The sequence below is a fragment of the Microbacterium tenebrionis genome, assembly GCF_020682665.1.
Classification (GTDB): Bacteria; Actinomycetota; Actinomycetes; order Actinomycetales; family Microbacteriaceae; genus Microbacterium; species Microbacterium tenebrionis.
The window spans coordinates 112362-132399 of the sequence record NZ_JAGTTM010000003.1 but is presented as its reverse complement, the minus strand read 5'-3'; the positions used below and the strand labels follow the sequence as shown (position 1 = coordinate 132399).

Here is a 20038-nt window from a genome sequence, read left to right as displayed (position 1 = left end):
ATCTACCGGGAGTCTCCTCCACGCGCCCGCTTCGTTAGACTGGTCCCCACAACCCACACACTCAGGCACGTACACACCGTGCCGCATACATCGCTCAAGGAGACCCTCATGTCATCGATCCCCGACAAGCCCGCACTCGAAGGTCTCGAAACGAAGTGGGACGGCGTCTGGGCCGAGCAGGGCACCTACCTGTTCGATCGCCTGCGCGCCGCCGAGCTGGGCCGCGAAGGGGTCTACTCGATCGACACGCCTCCGCCCACGGCATCCGGGTCTCTGCACATCGGCCATGTGTTCTCGTACACGCACACCGACATCAAGGCCCGCTACGAGCGCATGCGCGGAAAGAGCGTCTTCTACCCGATCGGCTGGGACGACAACGGCCTTCCCACCGAGCGCCGCGTGCAGAACTACTACGGCGTGCGGGTCGATGTGACCCTCCCCTACGAGCCGGACTTCACCCCGCCGTTCGAGGGCAATGCGAAGAGCCTGAAGGCCGCCGACCAGCAGCCGGTGAGCCGCCGCAACTTCATCGAGCTGTGCGAGAAGCTCACGGTCGAGGACGAGAAGCAGTTCGAGGACGTGTTCCGTCAGCTCGGCCTGAGCGTCGACTGGACGCAGACGTACCGCACCATCTCGGATGAGACGATCCGCCAGAGCCAGCTCGGATTCATCCGCAACCATGAGCGCGGCGAGGCGTACCAGGCGCTCGCTCCCACCCTGTGGGACGTCGACTTCCGCTCCGCGATCGCCCAGGCCGAACTCGAGGATCGCGACCAGCAGGCCGCGTACCACCGCCTCGCCTTCCACAAGACCGACGGATCGGGCGACATCCACATCGAGACCACCCGCCCCGAACTGCTCGCGGCCTGCGTGGCCCTCGTCGCGCACCCCGATGACGAGCGCTACCAGCCGTACTTCGGATCCACCGTGCGCACGCCGCTGTTCGACGTCGAGGTTCCCGTGCTCGCGCATCACCTGGCGCAGCAGGACAAGGGGTCCGGCATCGCCATGGTCTGCACCTTCGGCGATGTGACCGACATGGTGTGGTGGCGCGAGCTCGACCTGCCGATCCGCACGATCCTGGGTCTCGACGGCCGCGTGGTGGCCGATGCGCCCGACGCCATCGAGTCGGATGCCGGAAAGGCCGCATACGCGGAGCTCGCCGGCAAGACCGTCTTCAGCGCCAAGAAGCGCGTGGTGGAGCTGCTGGAGGAGACCGGCGAGCTGCTGGAGGTGTCCAAGCCCTTCAACCACGCCGTGAAGTTCTTCGAGAAGGGCGACCGCCCGCTCGAGATCGTGTCCACGCGCCAGTGGTACATCCGCAACGGCGCCCGCGACGGCGAGCTGCGCGAGCAGCTGCTCGCCCACGGCAAGCAGCTGGAGTGGCACCCCGACTTCATGCGCGTCCGCTACGAGAACTGGGTCGGCGGCCTCACCGGCGACTGGCTCGTGTCGCGTCAGCGCTTCTTCGGCGTACCCATCCCGGTCTGGTACGGCCTCGACGAGAACGGCGAGCGCGACTACGGCCGCGTGCTCGTCGCATCCGCTGAGCAGCTGCCCATCGACCCGACCGTCGACGTTCCCACCGGCTACACCGAGGACCAGCGCGGCGTCGCGGGCGGCTTCGAGGCCGAGATCGACATCCTCGATACCTGGGCGACGTCGTCGCTGACCCCGCAGCTGGCCGGCGGCTGGCAGCGGGATGAGGAGCTGTGGAACCTCGTGGCGCCGTTCGATGTGCGCCCGCAGGGGCAGGACATCATCCGCACCTGGCTGTTCTCGACCATGCTGCGCTCGACGCTCGAAGACCGGCGTTCGCCGTGGAAGCACGCCTCGATCTCGGGCTTCATCGTCGACCCCGACCGCAAGAAGATGTCGAAGTCCAAGGGCAACGTCGTCACCCCGGCCGACATCCTCGAGAAGCACGGCTCGGATGCCGTGCGCTACTGGGCCGCATCCAGCCGCCTCGGCGTGGATGCTGCGTTCGACCCGCAGAACCCGACACAGATGAAGATCGGACGCCGCCTGGCGATCAAGATCCTCAACGCGGCCAAGTTCGTGCTGTCGTTCCCCGTGCCCGCCGGCGCCCAGGTGACGCACGCCCTGGACGCCTCGATGCTCGCCGCCCTGGACGAGGTCGTGGCCGAGGCGACGAAGGCGTTCGACGCTTTCGATCACGCGCGGGCGCTCGAGGTCACCGAGTCGTTCTTCTGGACGTTCTGCGACGACTACCTCGAGCTTGTCAAGGAACGCGCGTACGACCAGACGGATGTCGGTCAGCCCTCTGCGGCACTCGCGCTGCGGATTGCCCTCTCGACGCTGCTGCGCCTGCTGGCCCCTGTCGTGTCGTTCGCGACCGAGGAGGCATGGAGCTGGTTCGAGGAGGGCTCGGTGCACACCGCCGCCTGGCCGACCGCAGGCGAACTCGCCGGCGGCGATGCGTCGGTGCTCTCGTCCGCCAGCGCCGCACTCATCGGCATCCGCCGCGCCAAGACCGAGGCGAAGGCATCGCAGAAGACGCCGGTCTCGCGCGCCGTCATCACGGCTCCTGCCGATTCGCTCGAGGCCCTGCGGGCCGCCGCAGGCGACCTCAGCGCCGTCGGCCGCATCGTCGAGCTCGAGATCGTGGAGGGCTCCGAGCTCGCCGTCACCGAGATCGTGCTGGCCCCCGTGGAGCAGAGCTGATGCAGCTCGGCACGCGGTGGGCGGCGGGAGCGGATGCTCCGGCATCCGTCCCCGCCGCGCTGCTGCCCGCGATCGCCGAGGTCGAGGCGCAGGGCCTTCGACAGGCTCAGGGACCGACCCCCTGGTGGACGCTGACCTGGCTCGAGGGGCGTCCGATCGCCGAGCTGGACGCCGGGTGGGAAGTCCTGCTCACGGCATCCGGCGAGGTCATCGCCCGACCGTTCCAGGACTGAGGACGCTCAGCGGCCCGACAGGCCCATCTGCGCCAGCATCCGGTCGGCGGCACGCGGGTCCGCCTTGGTGGTCTGCTCGGCCTGGATCGCGGCGAGCATCGCCTCGTGGCGCTCCTGTCGGCGCTCCGCGCGAGCGGTCGCCCAGCGCGTGACGGCGTCGGCGACGCGGATCGTTCCTCGTTCGAGAGCGGACGCGCCGCGCGGCAGTGCGACGGTTCGGGTGATGGCGACTGCGCTCATGATGCCGACTCCTCGGTGTTGGTGCGATCGGTGTTGGTGCGATCGGTGAGCGGGAAGACATCGGCGCGCACGCTCACGCGCCGGACGCCCTCGCCCTTCTGCCCGCGGTACGTCGCGGATGCTTGGTCGATGATGGCCTCGAGCTTCTTCACGAGCTCGGTCGTCTGAGCCGCCGTCATCGGGATGCCGCTCGTCATCGACGAGCTCGCATCGACCCATTCCGGCGTCTCCTTGTTGATGCCGCGGCCGAGGTAGTCCATGAGCTCGTCGTTGCGACGCCGCATCGTCTCGGTCATGACGACCTGGAGCGCGGCTTCGCCCGCGGGAGATCCCTCCACGGCGCGGGAGTCGTAGACGACCCCGCCCTCAGGCCGTTCCCACCACCGCTCGCGCCCGGAGCGCTCCCCCTCGACCTCGCGGATGAGATCGTGACGCGCGAGTGCTCGGAGGTGGTAGCTGGTGGCACCGGAGGACTCGCCGAGGATGTCAGCGAGCGTGCTGGCCGTCTGCGGCCCCTCGCTGGCGAGAAGATCGAAGATCCGCACGCGCAGGGGGTGCGACAGGGCGCGGAGTGCTCCGGCATCCAGAACACGGCGTTCCTTCGCGGCGGGAGCCTTCTCGTTCTCGATCATAATGCAAAGATATCATTGCAAATGTTTCTTTGCAACCACTTCTTTGCGGACGGCGGCGTCATGGACATAGGCTCGTCGGATGACCGACGCAGCGAACCCGCTCCTGACGCCTTCTGCCCTCCCCTACGCGCTTCCCGACTACGCCGCGATACGCCCCGAGCACTACCTTCCGGCATTCCGTGCCGCCTTCGATGAGCACCGGGCGGAGATCGCCGCGATCACGCGCGTGCGCTCGATGCCGACCTTCGGGAACACGATGGTTCCGCTCGAGCAGGCCGGGGCGATGCTCGAACGCGTCGCGCACGCGTTCTACACGGTCAGCTCGGCGGATGCCACGACCGAGATCCAGGAGATCGACGAGCAGCTCGCACCTCTCATGGCCGCGCACGAGGATGCGATCCGGCTGGATGCCCAGCTGTACTGGCGCGTCAAGACACTGCATGACCAGCTCGACGCCCTCGGCCTCGACGCCGAGAGCCGGTATCTCGTCGAGCGGCACTTCCGTGAGATGACGCACGCCGGCGCCGGGCTCGACGACGACGCCAAGGCTCGCCTGACTGCCCTGAACCAGAAGATCTCCACGCTGACGACCACGTTCGAGAAGAACCTGCTGGCAGACACGAACGACCTCGCGGTCCACTTCGAGACCGCGGACGAGCTCGATGGACTCGCGGCGGGCGAACTGTCGGCCGCAGCACGCGCGGCGACCGATCGCGGCCATGACAGCGGCTTCCTCATCACGCTGCCGCTGTTCACCGGGCATCCGTACCTGGCGTCGCTCACCAACCGCGAGAGCCGCCGGCGGATCATGGAGGCGTCGCGTTCGCGCGCCGCACGCGGCACCGCGAACGACAATCGCACCGTCCTCACCGAGATCGCGGCGCTCCGTGCGGAGCGGGCGGCGCTGCTCGGTTACGACTCCCACGCCGCGTACGTGACGGCCGATGAGACGGCAGGGAGCCCGGATGCCGTCGCCGACCTCCTGAAGCGGCTCGCGCCAGCCGCAGCATCCAATGCCCGTGCCGAGCAGGCGGCCCTGCAGGCGATCATCGACGAGACCGAGGCCGAGCGGTTCGCCATCGAGGCGCACGACTGGGCGTTCTACACCGAGAAGGTGCGGGCGGCGCAGTACGACATCGACACAGCGGCGCTGCGCCCGTGGTTCGAGGCCGAGCGCGTGCTGCAGCACGGCGTGTTCTTCGCCGCGACGCAGCTGTACGGCGTGACGTTCGCCGAGCGTTCGGATCTGGTGGCCTATCACCCCGGCGCGCGCGTCTTCGAGGTGTTCAACCCGGGCGGTTCGGCGCTCGGCCTGTACGTCCTCGACCTCTACACGCGCGACGCCAAGCGGGGCGGCGCGTGGATGAACCCGATCGTCAGCCAGTCCGCGCTGAGGGGAACGGCACCGGTCGTCGTGAACAACCTCAACGTGGCTCAGCCCGGCGACGGCGAGCCGACCCTCCTGACGCTGGACGAGGTCACGACCCTGTTCCACGAGTTCGGGCACGCCCTTCACGGGCTGTTCGCGACCGTGAACTACCCGCACTTCGCCGGGACGAACGTGTTCCGCGACTTCGTGGAGTTCCCCAGCCAGGTCAACGAGATGTGGATCCTCTGGGCCGAGGTTCTCGACAACTACGCCCGCCACTTCGAGACCGGCGAGCCCCTGGATGCCGCGATCGTGGAACGCCTGCGCGCCACGGAGACCTTCAACCAGGGCCACGACACGAGCGAATACCTCGCGGCCGCGTGGCTGGATCAGGCCTGGCACCGGCTGGGAGCCTCGGACACCGTGACCGACGTCGCCGCGTTCGAAGCCGAGGCGCTCGCCGAGATCGGGCTGGACAACCCCGCCGTGCCGACCCGTTACTCGTCGACGTATTTCGCGCATGTGTTCTCGGGCGGGTACAGCGCCGGCTATTACTCGTACATCTGGAGCGAGGTGCTCGACGCCGACACGGTGGAGTGGTTCCGCGAGAACGGCGGACTGACACGCGAGAACGGCGACCGCTTCCGCGCACGGCTGCTGGGCGTCGGCGGCTCGAAGGACCCCCTCGAGGCGTACCGCGACTTCCGCGGCCGGGACGCCGAGATCGCCCCGCTGCTGAAGCGCCGCGGCCTCGGCTGAGCCGCCGCACGAACTTCGCAGAAACGCACGAATCTCGCAGCGATTCCACGAGTCTCTGCGAGATTCGTGTCTTTCTGCGAAGTGTGGGCGCGACGCGCACGCAGTCCCGTGCGAGGAAGTGGTGCACGCGGTTGGTGTGGTTTCCGAAGTTCGCCCAGGTCGCACCGAGGTCGACGAGCTCGCGCGCCTCGTACCCTGTCTCCTCGCGGAACTCCCTCGCCGCGGCATCCAGGGGGCTCTCTCCGGATTCGACGGCTCCGCCGATCGTCCCGAGCGCGACGATGCCCGCGCCGTGGCGGTACTCCTCGACGACGATCGCCTCGCCCTCGGGATTCAGTGCGAGGACGGAGATCCACTCCGCAGGTTCCAGCACGTAGTAGGGCGCGATCGTCTGCCCTGAAGCATCCACGCAGGTGTCAGCCCGAAGCCGGATCCAGCGGTCCGCGACGACGGTGTCGGAGTCCACGACCCGCCAGGGGCGGACCTCCGACATCAGGCGCTCTTGCGCTTGCGCTCCATCACAACCGTCGGCGGTTCTCCCTCTTCGACTGAAGCGCGCGTGACGACAACCTTCTTGACGTCGTCCGCCGACGGGATCTCGAACATGATCGGGCCGAGCACGTCCTCAAGGATCGCGCGGAGGCCGCGAGCACCCGTCTTGCGCTCGACGGCGAGGTCGGCGATCGACCGAAGCGCGTCTTCGTCGAAGTCGAGTTCGACACCGTCGAGCTCGAACATGCGCTGATACTGCTTGACGAGCGCGTTGCGCGGACCCGTGAGGATATCGATCAGCGCATCCTGGTCGAGCGGCGTGACGGATGCCACAACCGGCAGGCGCCCGATGAACTCGGGGATCAGGCCGAACTTGTGCAGGTCTTCGGGCAGCACCTCGCTGAACAGATCGAGGTCCTTCGACCTGTCGTGCAGCGGCGCGCCGAAGCCGACGCCGTGCTTGCCGACGCGCGAGGACACGATGTCTTCGAGGCCGGCGAAGGCGCCCGCGACGATGAACAGCACGTTCGACGTGTCGATCTGCAGGAACTCCTGGTGCGGATGCTTGCGACCCCCCTGCGGCGGAACCGAGGCGACCGTGCCCTCGATGATCTTCAGCAGCGCCTGCTGCACGCCCTCGCCCGAGACGTCGCGGGTAATCGACGGGTTCTCGGACTTGCGGGCGATCTTGTCGATCTCGTCGATGTAGATGATGCCCTGCTCGGCGCGCTTGACGTCGTAGTCGGCGGCCTGGATGAGCTTGAGGAGGATGTTCTCGACGTCCTCGCCCACGTAGCCGGCCTCGGTCAGGGCCGTGGCGTCGGCGACGGCGAACGGCACGTTCAGGCGCTTGGCCAGCGTCTGGGCGAGGTAGGTCTTGCCGCAGCCGGTAGGACCGATCATCAAGATGTTGCTCTTGGCGATCTCGACCTCTTCAGCCTTCTGCTCGGCCAGCTGCAGCGTGCCGTGCGCGCGGACACGCTTGTAGTGGTTGTAGACGGCGACAGACAGCGAGCGCTTGGCCTGCTCCTGACCGACCACGTATTCCTCGAGGAACGCGTAGATCTCCCGTGGCTTGGGCAGCTCGAAGTCGGCGACGCCCTCGGCGGAGGACTCCGCCATGCGCTCCTCGATGATCTCGTTGCACAGCTCCACGCACTCATCGCAGATGTACACACCCGGGCCGGCGATCAGCTGCTGCACCTGCTTCTGGCTCTTGCCGCAGAAAGAGCACTTGAACAGGTCCGCGCTTTCACCGATTCTGGCCATGCGCATCCTCCTTGGAGTGTCTGAGAGACAACTTCGAGCCTAACCTCTCCCTACGACACTGCGGTGGATCGACGCGATACCACCGTCGCGACGCGTCAGTAGTCGCCTGCCGTCTCGGCGTCCTCGACGACAGCCCGGGTGCTCGACACGCCCAAGCGCGTCGCCCCAGCCGCGATCATCGCCTCCGCTGCGGCTCGCGTGCGGATGCCTCCCGAAGCCTTCACCTCGAGCCTGTCGCCCACTGTCGCCCTCATCAGCTCGACGGCCGACACCGTGGCGCCCCCAGCGGGATGGAACCCGGTGGACGTCTTGACGAAGTCGGCACCGGCGGCTTCTGCGGCGCGGCACACGGCGACGATCGCCTCATCGCTCAGCGCTGCGGACTCGATGATGACCTTGAGCACGGTCGGAGCGGGAGCGGCGTCGCGTACGGCACGGATGTCGGCCTCGACGCGGTCGTATTCGCCCGCCGTCGCGGCACCGATGTCGATGACCATGTCCAACTCGTCGGCGCCCTGCGAGACCGCCAGTGCCGCCTCGGCCGCCTTGATCTGCGAGTGATGCTTACCGCTGGGGAAGCCCACAACGACAGCGAGCTTGAGCGTGTTCGGCACTGTCACCGGCAACGTCGATGGGGGCAGGCACACGCTGTACGCGCCCAGCTGCGCGGCTTCGGCTATCGCCGCCTGGACATCGGCGTCGGTGGCCTCGGGCTTGAGCAGCGTGTGGTCGCAGTAGCGCGCGAGATCGGCGGTCATGGATTCTCCTTCGAGATCGGACGATACAACGCAGCGGGCCGCCGGCCCGAAGACCGGCGGCCCGCTGCACTCCCAGACTACGCGCGCTTGCGCGTGGTCAGCACCTGGTCGACGACTCCGTACTCGAGCGCTTCCTGCGCCGAGAGGATCTTGTCGCGGTCGATGTCCTTGTTGATCTGCTCGACCGGCTTTCCGGTGTGCTTGGCCATGGTCTCCTCGAGCCAGGTGCGCATGCGCAGGATCTCGGCGGCCTGGATCTCGATGTCGGATGCCTGGCCGTGACCTGCCTCGCCCATCGCCGGCTGGTGCATGAGCACGCGGGCGTTGGGGAGCGCGAGGCGCTTGCCTGGTGCGCCGGCGGCGAGCAGCACGGATGCCGCGGATGCCGCCTGACCGAGCACGACGGTCTGGATCTGCGGCGCGACGTACTGCATCGTGTCGTAGATCGCCGTCATGGCCGTGAACGAGCCACCGGGCGAGTTGATGTACATCGTGATGTCGCGCTCGGCGTCCTGGCTCTCGAGGACGAGCAGCTGCGCCATGACGTCATCGGCCGACGCGTCGTCGACCTGCACGCCGAGGAAGATCACACGGTCCTCGAACAGCTTGTTGTACGGGTCCTGACGCTTGAAACCGTATGCGGTGCGCTCCTCGAACTGGGGAAGCACGTAGCGGCTGGAGGGCAGGTTGCCTGCGGACTGGAAAGTGGGGGTGTACATGGGTGTCCTCTCGAATCCGTTACTCAGCCGAGTCCGCCGTGCCGCCGCCGCCGATGACATCGGTGGCCGACTCGCGGATGTGGTCGACGAAGCCGTACTCGAGGGCCTCCTCGGCGGTGAACCAGCGGTCGCGGTCGCCGTCCTCGTTGATCTGCTCGACGGACTTGCCGGTCTGCGCCGCCGTGATCTCGGCGAGGCGGTTCTTCATCGACACGATCAGCTGCGCCTGTGTCTGGATGTCGCTCGAGGTTCCGCCGAAGCCGCCGTGCGGCTGGTGCAGCAGCACGCGGGCGTTCGGTGTGATGTACCGCTTGCCCTTCGTGCCGGCGGTCAGCAGCAGCTGACCCATGGATGCCGCCATGCCGATGCCGACGGTGACGATGTCGTTCGGCACGAACTGCATGGTGTCGTAGATCGCCATACCCGCGGTGATCGAGCCACCGGGTGAGTTGACGTAAAGGTAGATGTCCTTCTCTGAGTCCTCTGCGGCGAGAAGAAGGATCTTCGCGCAGATCTCATTGGCGTTCTCGTCCCGCACCTCTGAGCCCAGCCAGATGATGCGATCCTTCAGCAGCCTGTCGAAGACACTTGTCGCGACCAGGGGTTCTGCAGCCATTTCACGCTCCTGTTTTCCGTATTCGGTGATTCGAATCTACCGGCGGCGACGCGGCGCCCAGGCCGTGTTCGCCGTCGGCATATCAGGTGTCGCGCTCGGCGATCTCGTGCGCGTACGCCGTCAGGGAGCGGTGGTAGCGCGGCAGGTGCGGCACGAGCGCGAGCAGGGCCACGGAGAGCGCACGGTAGGGCGCACCGGAACTCGCCAGTGCGAGCGCATGGAATGCGGCGACGGCGTCGCGGTAGGGCGACTCCGGCGCGTCGGCGTTCGCGCGCTCGAGGAGGGCGAGCGCCTCATCGGTCTCGCCGACATTGCGCAGCGAGCTCGCGAGCTGGATGATCGCCTGCGGCTCGTGCTCGGCATCCAGTCCGAGCTTCAGCGCCCGGCGGTACAGCGGTATCGCCTCGAGCGGCCGACCGGCCGAGTCCCGCGCACCCGCGCGCTCGAATTCGGCGCGCGCATCGCCCTGGCCGCGTTCCGCGGCGAGGGCATCGATGCGGGCGATGACCTCGTCGTCGACCAACTCGTTCGCCGCGGCCGCCCACACCTCGTCGATGCGCTCTTCCCAGGTCGTCATGGTCCTCCTCGTATGCGAAAGGGCGGATGCCGCAGCATCCGCCCTTTCGTCATGATCAGTGTGCGATCACTCGGCCTTGTCGGCAGCCTTCTTGGCGGGTGCCTTCTTGGCCGCAGGCTTCTTGGCCGGAGCCTTCTTCGCGGCCGGCTTCTCGTCAGCGGCGGCGTCGTCGGCCTTCTCGGCCTTCTTCGCCGGAGCCTTCTTCGCGGCGGGCTTCTTGGCCGGAGCCTTCTTCGCGGACTTCTCCTCGGCCGGTGCCTCGGCGGCCTCGTCCTCGTCATCGACGGCGACCAGGCTCGACAGGTCGACCTTGGCACCCTTCGAGTCGACGACGTTGACCTTGCCGAGTGCGATGGCGAGAGCCTTGTTGCGGGCGACCTCGCCGACGAGCGCCGGCAGCTGGTTCGAGGACTGCAGCGCCTCGACGAACTCCTGCGGAGCCATGCCGTACTGCGCGGCGGACTGGATCAGGTACGAGCTGAGCTCCTCCTGCGACACCTGCACGTCGGCCTGCTCGGCGATCGTGTCGAGCAGCACCTGCGTGCGGAACTGCTTCTCGCTGGCCTCGGTGACCTCGGCGCGGTGCTCGTCGTCCTCGAGACGGTTCTCGGACTCGAGATGGTTGTGCACCTCGTCCTCGATGAGCTGCGGCGGGACGGGGATCTCGATCTTCTCGAGCAGCGTCTCGATGAGCTGGTCGCGAGCTGCCGAGCCCTGGGTGAACACGCCCTGCTCGTTCACGCGCTCGGCGAGGCTGTCGCGCAGCTCGGGGATGGTGTCGAACTCGCTGGCGATCTGAGCGAAGTCGTCGTCGGCCTCGGGGAGCTCGCGCTCCTTGACGGACTTGATACTGACGGAGACCTCAGCCTCTTCGCCGGCGTGGTCGCCGCCGACGAGCTTGGAGCGGAACGTGGTTTCCTCACCGGCGGTGAGCGACTCGATGGCGTCGTCGATGCCCTCGAGGAGCTCGCCGGAGCCGACCTCGTACGAGACGCCCTCGGCACGGTCGATCTCGGCGCCGTCGATCGTGGCGACGAGGTCGAGCTCGACGAAGTCGCCCTTCGCCGCGGGGCGCGCGACGGGGATCAGCGTGCCGAAGCGAGCGCGCAGCTTGTCGAGCTCCTCGGTCAGCGCGGCCTCGTCGGCCTCGATGGCGTCGACGGTGAGGGTGATGTCGGAGAGCTCGGGCACCTCGATCTCGGGGCGCACGTCGACCTCGATCTCGACGATCAGGTCGCCGGAGAAGTCCTTCTCATTCGGCCACTGGGTGATGTCGGCCGACGGACGGCCGACGATGCGCAGGCTCTGCTCAGCCGCTGCCTCGCGGAAGAACTTGTCGAGGCCCTCGTTGACGGCGTGCTCGATGACGGCGCCGCGACCGATGCGCTGGTCGATGATGGGAGCGGGGACCTTGCCCTTGCGGAAACCGGGAATCTGGACGTCCTGAGCGATGTGCTCGTACGCGTGCGCGATCGAGGGCTTGAGGTCGTCCGGGGTGACCGTGATGGTGAGCTTGGCCCGGGTCGGGTTCAGCTTCTCGACGGTGCTGTTCGCCATGCTGGTGTGTTCTCCTTTGGATTTCCGCGCGACAGGCGCGGCCTGAGGTTCGTGAGGGCCGTGGTCGGGGCGACAGGATTTGAACCTGCGACTTCCCGCTCCCAAAGCGGGCGCTCTACCAAGCTGAGCTACGCCCCGGTTGAACCCGCGCGGGGAAACGGCCTTGTCGAGTCTAACGGACAGGAGGGCTTCCAACGTCCGCTATGCTTTACGAGGCGCTCTGCTCGGCGGTGCGCCGAAATGGGGATGTAGCTTAATGGTAAAGCCTTAGTCTTCCAAACTAATGACGCGGGTTCGATTCCCGTCATCCCCTCCACTTCCCCGTCGGGAGGAGAACTCGTGGCAGAGTCACCGGTTCCCTCCGCGCCGGGCGGACACGATTTCGGTCCGGTCGTCGGCGGCACGGCAGAGCATGCCATGCTCGCTCCCCGCTCGCCGCGCGGCTCCCGCCGGTGGTGGTGGGTCGCTCTCGGCGTCGTGGTCGTGGGCGTCGCATGCGCCGGCATCCAGTGGGGCGCGAACGTCGGCTACGACGAGGCTCTCGTCGCCTTCGACGATGCGGTCGATCAGGCCGAGGCCGGTCAGGCCGGTCTCGCGGATGCGGCGTCCTCGCTCACCGAGACGATGGATTCCGCGGCGGAGGTCATCGCCGTGAGGACCGACCGGTTGATGGATGGCGAGAGCGCTGCCGTGCTCGACGACGCATCCGCCGCGGCCGAGCAGGCAGCCGTCGATGCTGCCGCGCTGGCGGATGACGCCCTCCCCCGCGCGCAGGAAAAGCCGGCGTGGGCGTGGGAGCTGTTCGGCGCGGCGTCGCAGCTGGACGAGGAGAGCGCGGACGCCCGCGCGCAGACGGGCGCCTTCGATGAGGCGCGCGACGGCGCGCAGACGGCCGCTGCGGCCCTGGACGAGGCGGGCGTGACCGCTGTGCTGTCGGCGGCCGGATCCGCGAGCGACTTCGAGGCGAAGCACATCTCGGCGCGCAATCCCGACATCATCGCGCTGCGCCGTGCAGCCGGTGCCCTCGAGGGTGCCGTGATCATGGATGCGACGACCGTCGCCGCGTACACCGACCTCGAGTCCGCTGCTGCGGCGATGCTGTCCTCGGAGACGGCCGAGCTCGCCGAGAAGCAGGGCCCGCTGCTCCAGGCCCGCACCGAGATCGAGGCGTTCGCACGGGAGCTCGCCCCCGGGGTGCTGCTGGATTTCGACTGGTCGCCGCTCGTGAACGGCTACGGGTATGGAGACAGCATGGGCGGCTACGCCACCTGGTGGTACGGCGACCCCGGGTACTCGACGATCAAGCTGTCGGACTCCGTCGCGGCGTACTGGCCCGGAGACCGCAGCCGCGCGCTCGTCGCGCACGAGGTCGGGCATGCGATCAGCGTCAGGTGCGAGGGCATGTACGACGACTCGGACCCCGACACGATCGAGGCATGGGCGACCGCCTGGGCGATCAGCAAGGGTTTCACCGACGACGCGAACGGCACGTCGGCCTACGGCGCTCCGTCGCAGTCGCTCATCGATGCTGCGGCGGGCTGTCGCTGACGACGCACGAGAACGACGAAGCCGCCACGATCCGGAGATCGTGACGGCTTCGCTGCGAGTGGCTCAGGCCTGGCCGCGGCGCTCGCGCAGCTGCGTCAGGGCCTCGTCGAGGAGCTGTGCCGCCTCGTCGTCGGTGCGGCGCTCCTTCACGTAGGCGAGGTGCGTCTTGTAGGGCTCGTTCTTGGCGAGCTCGGGCGGGTTGTTCTTGTCGCGCCCGGCCGGGAGGCCCGACTGCGGGTGATCGATCGTCTCGGGGATCTCCTCGTCGGGGAGCCCGGCCGCGAAGTAGCGGACGGTCTCGTTGCCGAGCCCGTCCCAGTACGACACGGCGATCCGGTCCGCGTGGTAGCCGTGGTCCTGCTCCCCCATCGGGCCGGAACCCACGCGGGTTCCGCGGATGGCGTTGCCTCCTGTGGCCATGTCAGATCACCTCGAGCTTCGTGATGAGGCCCAGCCCGACGATGGAGACGAACCACACGAGTGCCAGGACGATGGTGAATCGGTTGAGGTTTCGCTCGGCGAGGCCCGAGGAGCCGACCGCCGTCGTCATTCCACCGCCGAACATGTCCGACAGACCGCCGCCGCGGCCCTTGTGGAGAAGGATGAGGAGTGTCAGCAGGACGCTGGTGATACCCAGCAGGACCTGCAGGACGAACTCAAGAATTGCCACGAGGGAGAGCCTTTCGAAGGGACAGGTGTTTGCCCGTAAGTGCCAAGTATACGTGGGTGACGGGGCCGAGCCCCGTCACCGCTCAGACGCCGACGTGCTTCTCGAACCGGATGATCGCGGCGAAATCGTCGACCACGAGGCTCGCGCCGCCGACCAGTGCACCGTCCACATCGGGCTCGCGCATGAAACTGGCGATGTTCGCCGCCTTGACCGAACCGCCGTACAGGATGCGGGTGCGCGCAGCGGCATCCTCGTCCAGGGCCTTCGCGAGCACGCCGCGCAGAGCCGCGCAGACGTCCTGAGCTTGCTGCGGCGTCGCGGCCTGACCGGATCCGATCGCCCAGACCGGCTCGTACGCGACGACGATGTCCGCGGACGCGGGCACGCCCTTCAACGCAGCCTCCAACTGGCCGGCGGGAACCGCACTCGCCCCGAACTTCTCGAGGTCCTCCGCGGTCTCGCCCACGCAGATCACCGGCACGAGGCCGTGCCTGAGCGCAGCCTGGACCTTGGCGGCGACGACCTCGTCGGACTCGGCGTGGTATTCACGACGCTCCGAGTGGCCGATGATGACGTACTTCGCATCGAGCTTGGCGAGGAATGCGCCCGAGACCTCACCCGTGTATGCGCCCGAGTCGTGCGACGACAGGTCCTGCGCGCCGAGCGCGAACGGGATCTTGTCGGCGTCGATCAGCGTCTGCACGCTGCGGATGGCGGTGAACGGCGGGAACACCGCCACCTCGACCGATCCGTCCTCGTGCTTGGCGTCCTTGAGCGCCCAGTGCAGTTTCTGCACGAACGCGACCGCCTGCAAGTGATCCAGGTTCATCTTCCAGTTGCCCGCGATCAGCGGGGTACGGGCGTTCATGCCCATCCGAGCACCTCCAGGCCGGGTAGTTTCTTGCCCTCGAGGAACTCGAGGCTCGCGCCTCCGCCCGTCGAGATGTGACCGAACTGGTCATCATCGAAGCCGAGCTGACGAACGGCAGCGGCCGAATCGCCGCCGCCGACGACGCCGAGGCCGTCGACTTCGGTGAGGGCCTGCGCGACGGCCTTGGTCCCTGCGGCGAACGCGGGGAACTCGAACACACCCATGGGGCCGTTCCAGAACACCGTCTTCGAGCTGCGGATCGCGTCGGCGAACGCCGCGGCCGTGTCGGGTCCGATGTCGAGGCCGATGCCGGATGCGCCGAACGAGCTCTCCTCGATGGCATCCGCTGCAACGGTCTCATGGTCGGCGTCCGCCGCGAACGACGCGGCGACGACCACGTCCGTCGGCAGGACGATCTCGACGCCGCGGTCGGCGGCCTCGGCGAGGTAGCCGCGGACCGTGTCGAGCTGGTCCTTCTCGAGCAGGCTCGAGGCGACGGCATGACCCTGCGCGGCGAGGAACGTGAACAGCATCCCTCCGCCGACGAGCAGACGGTCGACGCGCGGCAGCAGGTGCGAGATGACCCCGAGCTTGTCGCTGACCTTGGAACCGCCGAGGACGACCGTGTACGGGCGCTCGGGGTTCTCGGTGAGGCGGTCGAGGACGTCCAATTCGGTCGCGATGAGCAGACCGGCTGCGGACGGCAGGATCTCGGCCAGGTCGTAGACGCTGGCCTGCTTGCGGTGCACGACGCCGAAGCCGTCCGAGACGAGCACGTCACCGAGCTGTGCGAGCTCACCGGCGAACGCCTGGCGGGTGGCATCGTCCTTCGCGGTCTCCCCTGCGTTGAACCGCAGGTTCTCGATGACTGCGACCTCGCCGTTCTCGAGCGCCGACACGGTCTCGCGGGCCGACTCGCCGACGGTGTCCGACGCGAAGGCGACCGGCTGCTCGAGCAGCTCGGACAGCCGCTTCGCGACCGGCGCGAGGCTGTACTTCGGGTCGGGGGCGCCGTCGGGGCGACCCAGGTGCGAGCACACGACAACGCGTGCGCCGGCCTCAATGAGCGTCTTCAGAGTCGGCAACGAGGCGCGAACGCGGCCATCGTCCGTGATGACGCCGTCCTTCAGGGGGACGTTCAGGTCACAACGGACGATGACGCGCTTGCCCTCGAGCGAACCCAGTGATTCCAGGGTGCGCAGGGTCATGAGAGTCTCAGACGCGCTCGGCGACGTACTCGGTCAGGTCGACGAGACGGTTGGAGTAGCCCCACTCGTTGTCGTACCAGCTGGAGACCTTGACGAGGTTGCCGCTGACGTTGGTCAGGGTCGAGTCGAAGATCGACGAGTGCGGGTTGCCCTGGATGTCGCTCGAGACGATCGGGTCCTCGTTGTACTGGAGGAAGCCGGCCAGGCGTCCGTCGGCGGCGGCCTTCTTGTACGCGGCGTTGACCTCGTCGGCCGTCAGGTCGTCGCGGTTCGCGATGAGCGTGAGGTCGACGATCGAGCCGGTGGGAACCGGAACGCGGTACGACGAGCCGCTGAGCTTGCCGTTGAGCTCCGGCAGGACCTCGCCGATCGCCTTGGCTGCACCCGTGGAGGCCGGGACGATGTTGATCGCGGCACCGCGTGCGCGGCGCAGGTCGCCGTGCGGGCCGTCCTGCAGGTTCTGGTCGGCGGTGTAGGCGTGCGCGGTCATCATGAAGCCGCGCTCGATGCCGAACTCATCGTTGAACACCTTCGCGAGAGGAGCGAGGCAGTTCGTCGTGCACGACGCGTTCGAGATGATGTTGTGCGCGGCCGGGTCGTACGAGTCCTCGTTGACGCCCATGACGAAGGTGGCGTCGACGCCCGTGCCGGGTGCCGAGATGATGACCTTCTTGGCACCTGCATCGATGTGCTTCTTGGCGGCCTCGGCCTTAGTGAAGAAGCCGGTCGACTCGATGACGATGTCGACGCCGAGCTCGCCCCACGGAAGGTTCGCGGGGTCGCGGTCGGCGAAGGCCCGGATCTGCTTGCCGTTGACCGTGATGCTGTCGTCGTCGTAGCTGATCTCCGCGTCGAGGACGCCGCCGACCGAGTCGTACTTGAGCAGGTGCGCGAGCGTCTTGTTGTCGGTGAGGTCGTTCACTGCGACGATCTCGAGGTCCGCACCCTGCGCGAGAGCCGCGCGGAAGAAGTTGCGTCCGATACGGCCGAAGCCGTTGATGCCGATCTTGACAGACAAAGGAATCTCCTGATTGTCATGCGCGGAGAGCGCGTTTTCGGGGGTATGGACAACGGCGTCCCGACGGGCGAACCGTCGGGACGCCCGTCTTGATTACGACAGTACCAGCAGCCCGTTCGTCTGCTTGCGGGCGACGTCGAGACGCTGCGCGACGTTCTCCCAGTTGGCGATGTTCCATGCGGCCTTGACGTAGTCGGCCTTCACGTTGAGGTAGTCGAGGTAGAACGCGTGCTCCCACATGTCGAGCTGGAACAGCGGGATCGTGCCCTGGGCGGTGTTGGCCTGCTGGTCGAACAGCTGCTGGATGATCAGGCGCTGACCGATCGCGTCCCAGCTGAGGACGGCCCAGCCGGAGCCCTGGATGCCGGTGGCCGCAGCCGTGAAGTGGGCCTGGAACTTCTCGAACGAGCCGAAGAACTCGTCGATGGCCGCCTTCAACTCGCCCTCGGGCTGGCCGCCGCCGTTCGGCGACAGGTTGGTCCAGAAGATCGAGTGGTTGACGTGACCGCCGAGGTTGAACGCGAGGTCCTTCTCGAGCTTGTTGACGTTCGTGAGGTTTCCGCTGTCACGAGCCTCGGCGAGGGCGTCGAGCGCCGCGTTTGCACCGCTCACGTACGTCGCGTGGTGCTTGTCGTGGTGCAGCTCCATGATCTTGCCGCTGATGTGCGGTTCCAGCGCCGCGAAGTCGTAGGGGAGGTCGGGGAGCGTGTACGTAGCCATGTCGCTTTTCATCCAATCCGCGCCGCGCCGCGGCGCTTGTCGGTTCCTCCGCGCCACCCGAATGCGGCACGGAGCAGACTTCTTCATCCTAGCGACGACAACACGGACGCGGCCAGGATGCTTCCGCGGATGACGGCCGGTTTCTCCCGACCCGCCGGCGACGGCTATACGTCGAGACCGGCTGGCACGGCCGATTCAGTGCCGGGGATGCCGTCGTGCTGGGCGCGCTTGTCGGCCATGGCGAGCAGGCGCCGGATGCGGCCGGCGACCGCGTCCTTGGTCAGCGGTGGATCCGCGTGGTGGCCGAGCTCGTCCAGGCTCGCGTCGCGGTGCGCAAGGCGCAGCTCGCCCGCCATGCGCAGGTGGTCGGGCACGGTGTCGCCGAGGATCTCGAGAGCCCGCTCGACGCGCGCGCACGCGGCCACCGCGGCCTGTGCCGAGCGGCGCAGATTCGCATCGTCGAAGTTGACGAGGCGGTTGACGCCCGCGCGGACCTCTCGACGCTGGCGCATCTCCTCCCACGCCGCCGCGGTCTTGACGGCGCCCATCTGGGCGAGGATCGAGCGGATGGCCTCGCCGTCGCGGACGACGACGCGCGGCATGCCGCGCACTTCGCGGGCCTTGGCGGCGACGCCGAGGCGATGAGCGGCGCCGACGAGTGCCATCGCCGCCTCGGAACTCGGGCACGACACCTCGAGCATGGCCGAGCGACCGGGGTCGGAGAGGGTTCCTGCTGCGAGGAACGCTCCGCGCCACAGCCCGGCGATCTCTTCGCGGGATCCGGTCGTCAGGCGGTTGGGCAGCCCGCGGACGGGCCGGCGACGCTGATCGAGCAGTCCGGTCTGCCGGGCGAGGGTCTCCCCCGCGCCGATCACTCGGACCGCGTACCGCGCACCGTCCTGCGCGCTCGCGGACTGCACCTGGGCGATCTCGGGACGGACTCCGTAGATCTCGGCGAGGTCGCGGGCGACCCGGCGCGCCAGCAGATCGGCATCCACCTCAGCCTCGACCGCGACACGGCCGGCGATCGAGTGCAGGCCTCCGGCGAACCGGAGGATCGCGGTGACCTCGGCGACGCGCACCGTGGGAGGTGCGTTGCGGATGCTGACGAGCTCAGCCTTGACATCGGTGGTAAGTGCCACGGGACTCCTTGGAAAGCTTCGCGCGTCGGATCGCGACGCAAACCATCAGTTTACCGTCCGCCGCCTGCGCGCCTCACTCGCGCCCGAGATCCCGGTGCCGCACGCTGACCGCGATGCCGGGGATCTCGGACAGGCGCTTCGCAAGCTCCGCGGCCATCGCCACGGAGCGGTGCTTGCCGCCCGTGCAGCCGATCGCGACCGTCGAGTGCCCCTTGTTCTCGCGCTGGTAGCCCTCGAGGACGGGGACGAGCGCGGCGGCGTACGCTTCCAGGAATTCCGTGGCGCCCTCCTGCGCGAGCACGTAGTCGCGCACCGGCTCGTCCTGGCCGGTAAGACCGCGCAGGTCGTCGTTCCAATAGGGGTTGGGCAGGAATCGCATGTCGGCGACGAGATCCACGTCCGTGGGCAGCCCGTACTTGAAGCCGAAGCTGAGGATGGTCAGCCGGTGCCTCGCCGCTCCCTCCTCCGAGAAGGTCTCGGACACCTGGGTCGCGAGCTGATGGATGTTCAACGAGGACGTGTCGATGACGATGTCGGCCGCTTCGCGGACGAGCGTGAGGCGGGAGCGCTCCAGACGGATGCCATCGAGCAGTGTGCCGTCCTCCTGCAGCGGATGCGGCCGGCGCACGGACTCGAACCGGCGCACGAGCACGTCATCGGACGCGTCCAGGAACACCACGCGCACACTGCCGCGGGAACGGAGCGCACGGGCGACTTCGGGGAAGTCGTTGAACAGATTGCGTCCGCGCACGTCGACGACCGCGGCGACCTTCGGAAGGGCTCCCCCGCCGAGGTCGGTCAGATCGAGCAGCGGGCGGAGCATCTGCGGCGGAAGGTTGTCGACCACGTACCAGCCGAGGTCCTCGAGCGCATTGGCGACGGTCGATCGTCCCGCACCGGACATACCGGTGACGATGAGGAATTCGTTCTTCTCCTCGGCGGATATCACGGGGCT

The 20038-nt window shown here is 67.8% G+C and carries 20 protein-coding genes, 2 tRNA genes and 1 pseudogene; 5 read left to right on the top strand and 18 right to left on the bottom strand.

The features are described from left to right. Positions 1-108 precede the first annotated feature (108 nt). Entirely contained in the window at positions 109-2685 is a 2577-nt protein-coding gene (gene valS, locus KEC56_RS09760) for a valine--tRNA ligase (protein ID WP_227530807.1), read from the top strand. Beyond that, a complete protein-coding gene (locus KEC56_RS09755) occupies positions 2685-2918 on the top strand; it encodes a hypothetical protein (RefSeq protein ID WP_175988645.1) in 234 nt (77 codons plus the stop codon). Before valS ends, KEC56_RS09755 begins: the two co-directional genes overlap by 1 nt. 6 nt (positions 2919-2924) lie before the next feature. Here KEC56_RS09755 and KEC56_RS09750 read toward each other — a convergent pair whose 3' ends face one another. Further along, on the bottom strand, positions 2925-3158 hold the full coding sequence (locus KEC56_RS09750; protein ID WP_175988643.1) for a hypothetical protein: 234 nt from the start codon (positions 3156-3158) through the stop codon (positions 2925-2927). Then, positions 3155-3790, bottom strand: coding sequence for an ArsR/SmtB family transcription factor (locus KEC56_RS09745; protein ID WP_227530806.1), 636 nt, complete (start codon positions 3788-3790; stop codon positions 3155-3157). The genes KEC56_RS09750 and KEC56_RS09745 overlap by 4 nt, the downstream gene beginning before the upstream one ends. A gap of 79 nt (positions 3791-3869) precedes the next feature. Between KEC56_RS09745 and KEC56_RS09740 the strand changes: the two genes are divergently transcribed. Continuing rightward, positions 3870-5918, top strand: a complete 2049-nt coding sequence (locus KEC56_RS09740) for a M3 family metallopeptidase (RefSeq protein ID WP_227530805.1) — start codon at positions 3870-3872, stop codon at positions 5916-5918. Positions 5919-6039: 121 nt separating this feature from the next. Here KEC56_RS09740 and KEC56_RS14115 read toward each other — a convergent pair. The 8 genes and pseudogenes from KEC56_RS14115 to KEC56_RS09700 all read right to left on the bottom strand — a co-directional run. After that, a pseudogene (locus KEC56_RS14115) lies at positions 6040-6411 on the bottom strand (NUDIX hydrolase); the annotation flags it as partial. Next, entirely contained in the window at positions 6411-7679 is a 1269-nt protein-coding gene (gene clpX, locus KEC56_RS09730) for an ATP-dependent Clp protease ATP-binding subunit ClpX (protein WP_175988635.1), read from the bottom strand. The pseudogene KEC56_RS14115 and the gene clpX, both read right to left, overlap by 1 nt. Before the next feature lie 95 nt (positions 7680-7774). Continuing rightward, entirely contained in the window at positions 7775-8437 is a 663-nt protein-coding gene (gene deoC / locus KEC56_RS09725) for a deoxyribose-phosphate aldolase (protein WP_227530804.1), read from the bottom strand. Positions 8438-8514: 77 nt separating this feature from the next. Beyond that, on the bottom strand, positions 8515-9156 hold the full coding sequence (locus KEC56_RS09720; RefSeq protein WP_227530803.1) for an ATP-dependent Clp protease proteolytic subunit: 642 nt from the start codon (positions 9154-9156) through the stop codon (positions 8515-8517). A 19-nt stretch (positions 9157-9175) separates the two neighbouring features. Then, positions 9176-9772, bottom strand: coding sequence for an ATP-dependent Clp protease proteolytic subunit (locus KEC56_RS09715; protein ID WP_175988629.1), 597 nt, complete (start codon positions 9770-9772; stop codon positions 9176-9178). Positions 9773-9854: 82 nt separating this feature from the next. Continuing rightward, positions 9855-10349, bottom strand: a complete 495-nt coding sequence (locus KEC56_RS09710; RefSeq protein ID WP_175988627.1) for a tetratricopeptide repeat protein — start codon at positions 10347-10349, stop codon at positions 9855-9857. A 66-nt stretch (positions 10350-10415) separates the two neighbouring features. Further along, the gene (tig, locus tag KEC56_RS09705; protein WP_227530802.1) at positions 10416-11906 is read right to left on the bottom strand and encodes a trigger factor; all 1491 of its coding nucleotides are present in this window, start codon (positions 11904-11906) and stop codon (positions 10416-10418) included. A gap of 61 nt (positions 11907-11967) precedes the next feature. Beyond that, positions 11968-12044, bottom strand: a tRNA-Pro gene (locus tag KEC56_RS09700). Positions 12045-12148: 104 nt separating this feature from the next. On the opposite strand from KEC56_RS09700, the gene KEC56_RS09695 reads away from it, so the two are divergent. Both KEC56_RS09695 and KEC56_RS09690 read left to right on the top strand, forming a co-directional pair. Next, positions 12149-12222 (top strand) — tRNA-Gly (locus KEC56_RS09695). A 23-nt stretch (positions 12223-12245) separates the two neighbouring features. Continuing rightward, positions 12246-13454, top strand: coding sequence for a hypothetical protein (locus KEC56_RS09690; RefSeq protein WP_227530801.1), 1209 nt, complete (start codon positions 12246-12248; stop codon positions 13452-13454). Positions 13455-13517: 63 nt separating this feature from the next. Here the strand turns inward: KEC56_RS09690 and KEC56_RS09685 are convergent, their stop codons facing one another. The 8 genes from KEC56_RS09685 to rapZ form a co-directional block, all read right to left on the bottom strand. After that, entirely contained in the window at positions 13518-13874 is a 357-nt protein-coding gene (locus tag KEC56_RS09685) for an RNA polymerase-binding protein RbpA (protein ID WP_227530800.1), read from the bottom strand. Position 13875: 1 nt separating this feature from the next. Continuing rightward, entirely contained in the window at positions 13876-14124 is a 249-nt protein-coding gene (gene secG, locus KEC56_RS09680) for a preprotein translocase subunit SecG (RefSeq protein WP_175988620.1), read from the bottom strand. Positions 14125-14206: 82 nt separating this feature from the next. Then, positions 14207-14998: a triose-phosphate isomerase gene (gene tpiA, locus KEC56_RS09675; protein WP_175988618.1), complete on the bottom strand. Its 792-nt coding sequence runs from the start codon at positions 14996-14998 to the stop codon at positions 14207-14209. Next, on the bottom strand, positions 14989-16203 hold the full coding sequence (locus KEC56_RS09670; RefSeq protein ID WP_227530799.1) for a phosphoglycerate kinase: 1215 nt from the start codon (positions 16201-16203) through the stop codon (positions 14989-14991). Before KEC56_RS09670 ends, tpiA begins: the two co-directional genes overlap by 10 nt. Before the next feature lie 7 nt (positions 16204-16210). Then, a complete protein-coding gene (gene gap / locus KEC56_RS09665) occupies positions 16211-17221 on the bottom strand; it encodes a type I glyceraldehyde-3-phosphate dehydrogenase (RefSeq protein ID WP_227530798.1) in 1011 nt (336 codons plus the stop codon). Positions 17222-17314: 93 nt separating this feature from the next. After that, positions 17315-17941, bottom strand: coding sequence for a superoxide dismutase (locus KEC56_RS09660; protein ID WP_175988612.1), 627 nt, complete (start codon positions 17939-17941; stop codon positions 17315-17317). Between the two features lie 164 nt (positions 17942-18105). Further along, on the bottom strand, positions 18106-19083 hold the full coding sequence (gene whiA, locus KEC56_RS09655; protein ID WP_227530797.1) for a DNA-binding protein WhiA: 978 nt from the start codon (positions 19081-19083) through the stop codon (positions 18106-18108). 73 nt (positions 19084-19156) lie between these two features. Next, a complete protein-coding gene (rapZ, locus tag KEC56_RS09650) occupies positions 19157-20029 on the bottom strand; it encodes an RNase adapter RapZ (protein WP_227530952.1) in 873 nt (290 codons plus the stop codon). Positions 20030-20038 lie beyond the last annotated feature (9 nt).

Coding starts and splice junctions, on each gene's coding strand:
- valS (WP_227530807.1), top strand. CDS start 109: ATGTCATCGATCCCCGACAAGCCCGCACTCGAAGGTCTCGAAACGAAG.
- KEC56_RS09755 (WP_175988645.1), top strand. CDS start 2,685: ATGCAGCTCGGCACGCGGTGGGCGGCGGGAGCGGATGCTCCGGCATCC.
- KEC56_RS09750 (WP_175988643.1), bottom strand. CDS start 3,158: ATGAGCGCAGTCGCCATCACCCGAACCGTCGCACTGCCGCGCGGCGCG.
- KEC56_RS09745 (WP_227530806.1), bottom strand. CDS start 3,790: ATGATCGAGAACGAGAAGGCTCCCGCCGCGAAGGAACGCCGTGTTCTG.
- KEC56_RS09740 (WP_227530805.1), top strand. CDS start 3,870: ATGACCGACGCAGCGAACCCGCTCCTGACGCCTTCTGCCCTCCCCTAC.
- clpX (WP_175988635.1), bottom strand. CDS start 7,679: ATGGCCAGAATCGGTGAAAGCGCGGACCTGTTCAAGTGCTCTTTCTGC.
- deoC (WP_227530804.1), bottom strand. CDS start 8,437: ATGACCGCCGATCTCGCGCGCTACTGCGACCACACGCTGCTCAAGCCC.
- KEC56_RS09720 (WP_227530803.1), bottom strand. CDS start 9,156: ATGTACACCCCCACTTTCCAGTCCGCAGGCAACCTGCCCTCCAGCCGC.
- KEC56_RS09715 (WP_175988629.1), bottom strand. CDS start 9,772: ATGGCTGCAGAACCCCTGGTCGCGACAAGTGTCTTCGACAGGCTGCTG.
- KEC56_RS09710 (WP_175988627.1), bottom strand. CDS start 10,349: ATGACGACCTGGGAAGAGCGCATCGACGAGGTGTGGGCGGCCGCGGCG.
- tig (WP_227530802.1), bottom strand. CDS start 11,906: ATGGCGAACAGCACCGTCGAGAAGCTGAACCCGACCCGGGCCAAGCTC.
- KEC56_RS09685 (WP_227530800.1), bottom strand. CDS start 13,874: ATGGCCACAGGAGGCAACGCCATCCGCGGAACCCGCGTGGGTTCCGGC.
- tpiA (WP_175988618.1), bottom strand. CDS start 14,998: ATGGGCATGAACGCCCGTACCCCGCTGATCGCGGGCAACTGGAAGATG.
- KEC56_RS09670 (WP_227530799.1), bottom strand. CDS start 16,203: ATGACCCTGCGCACCCTGGAATCACTGGGTTCGCTCGAGGGCAAGCGC.
- KEC56_RS09660 (WP_175988612.1), bottom strand. CDS start 17,941: ATGGCTACGTACACGCTCCCCGACCTCCCCTACGACTTCGCGGCGCTG.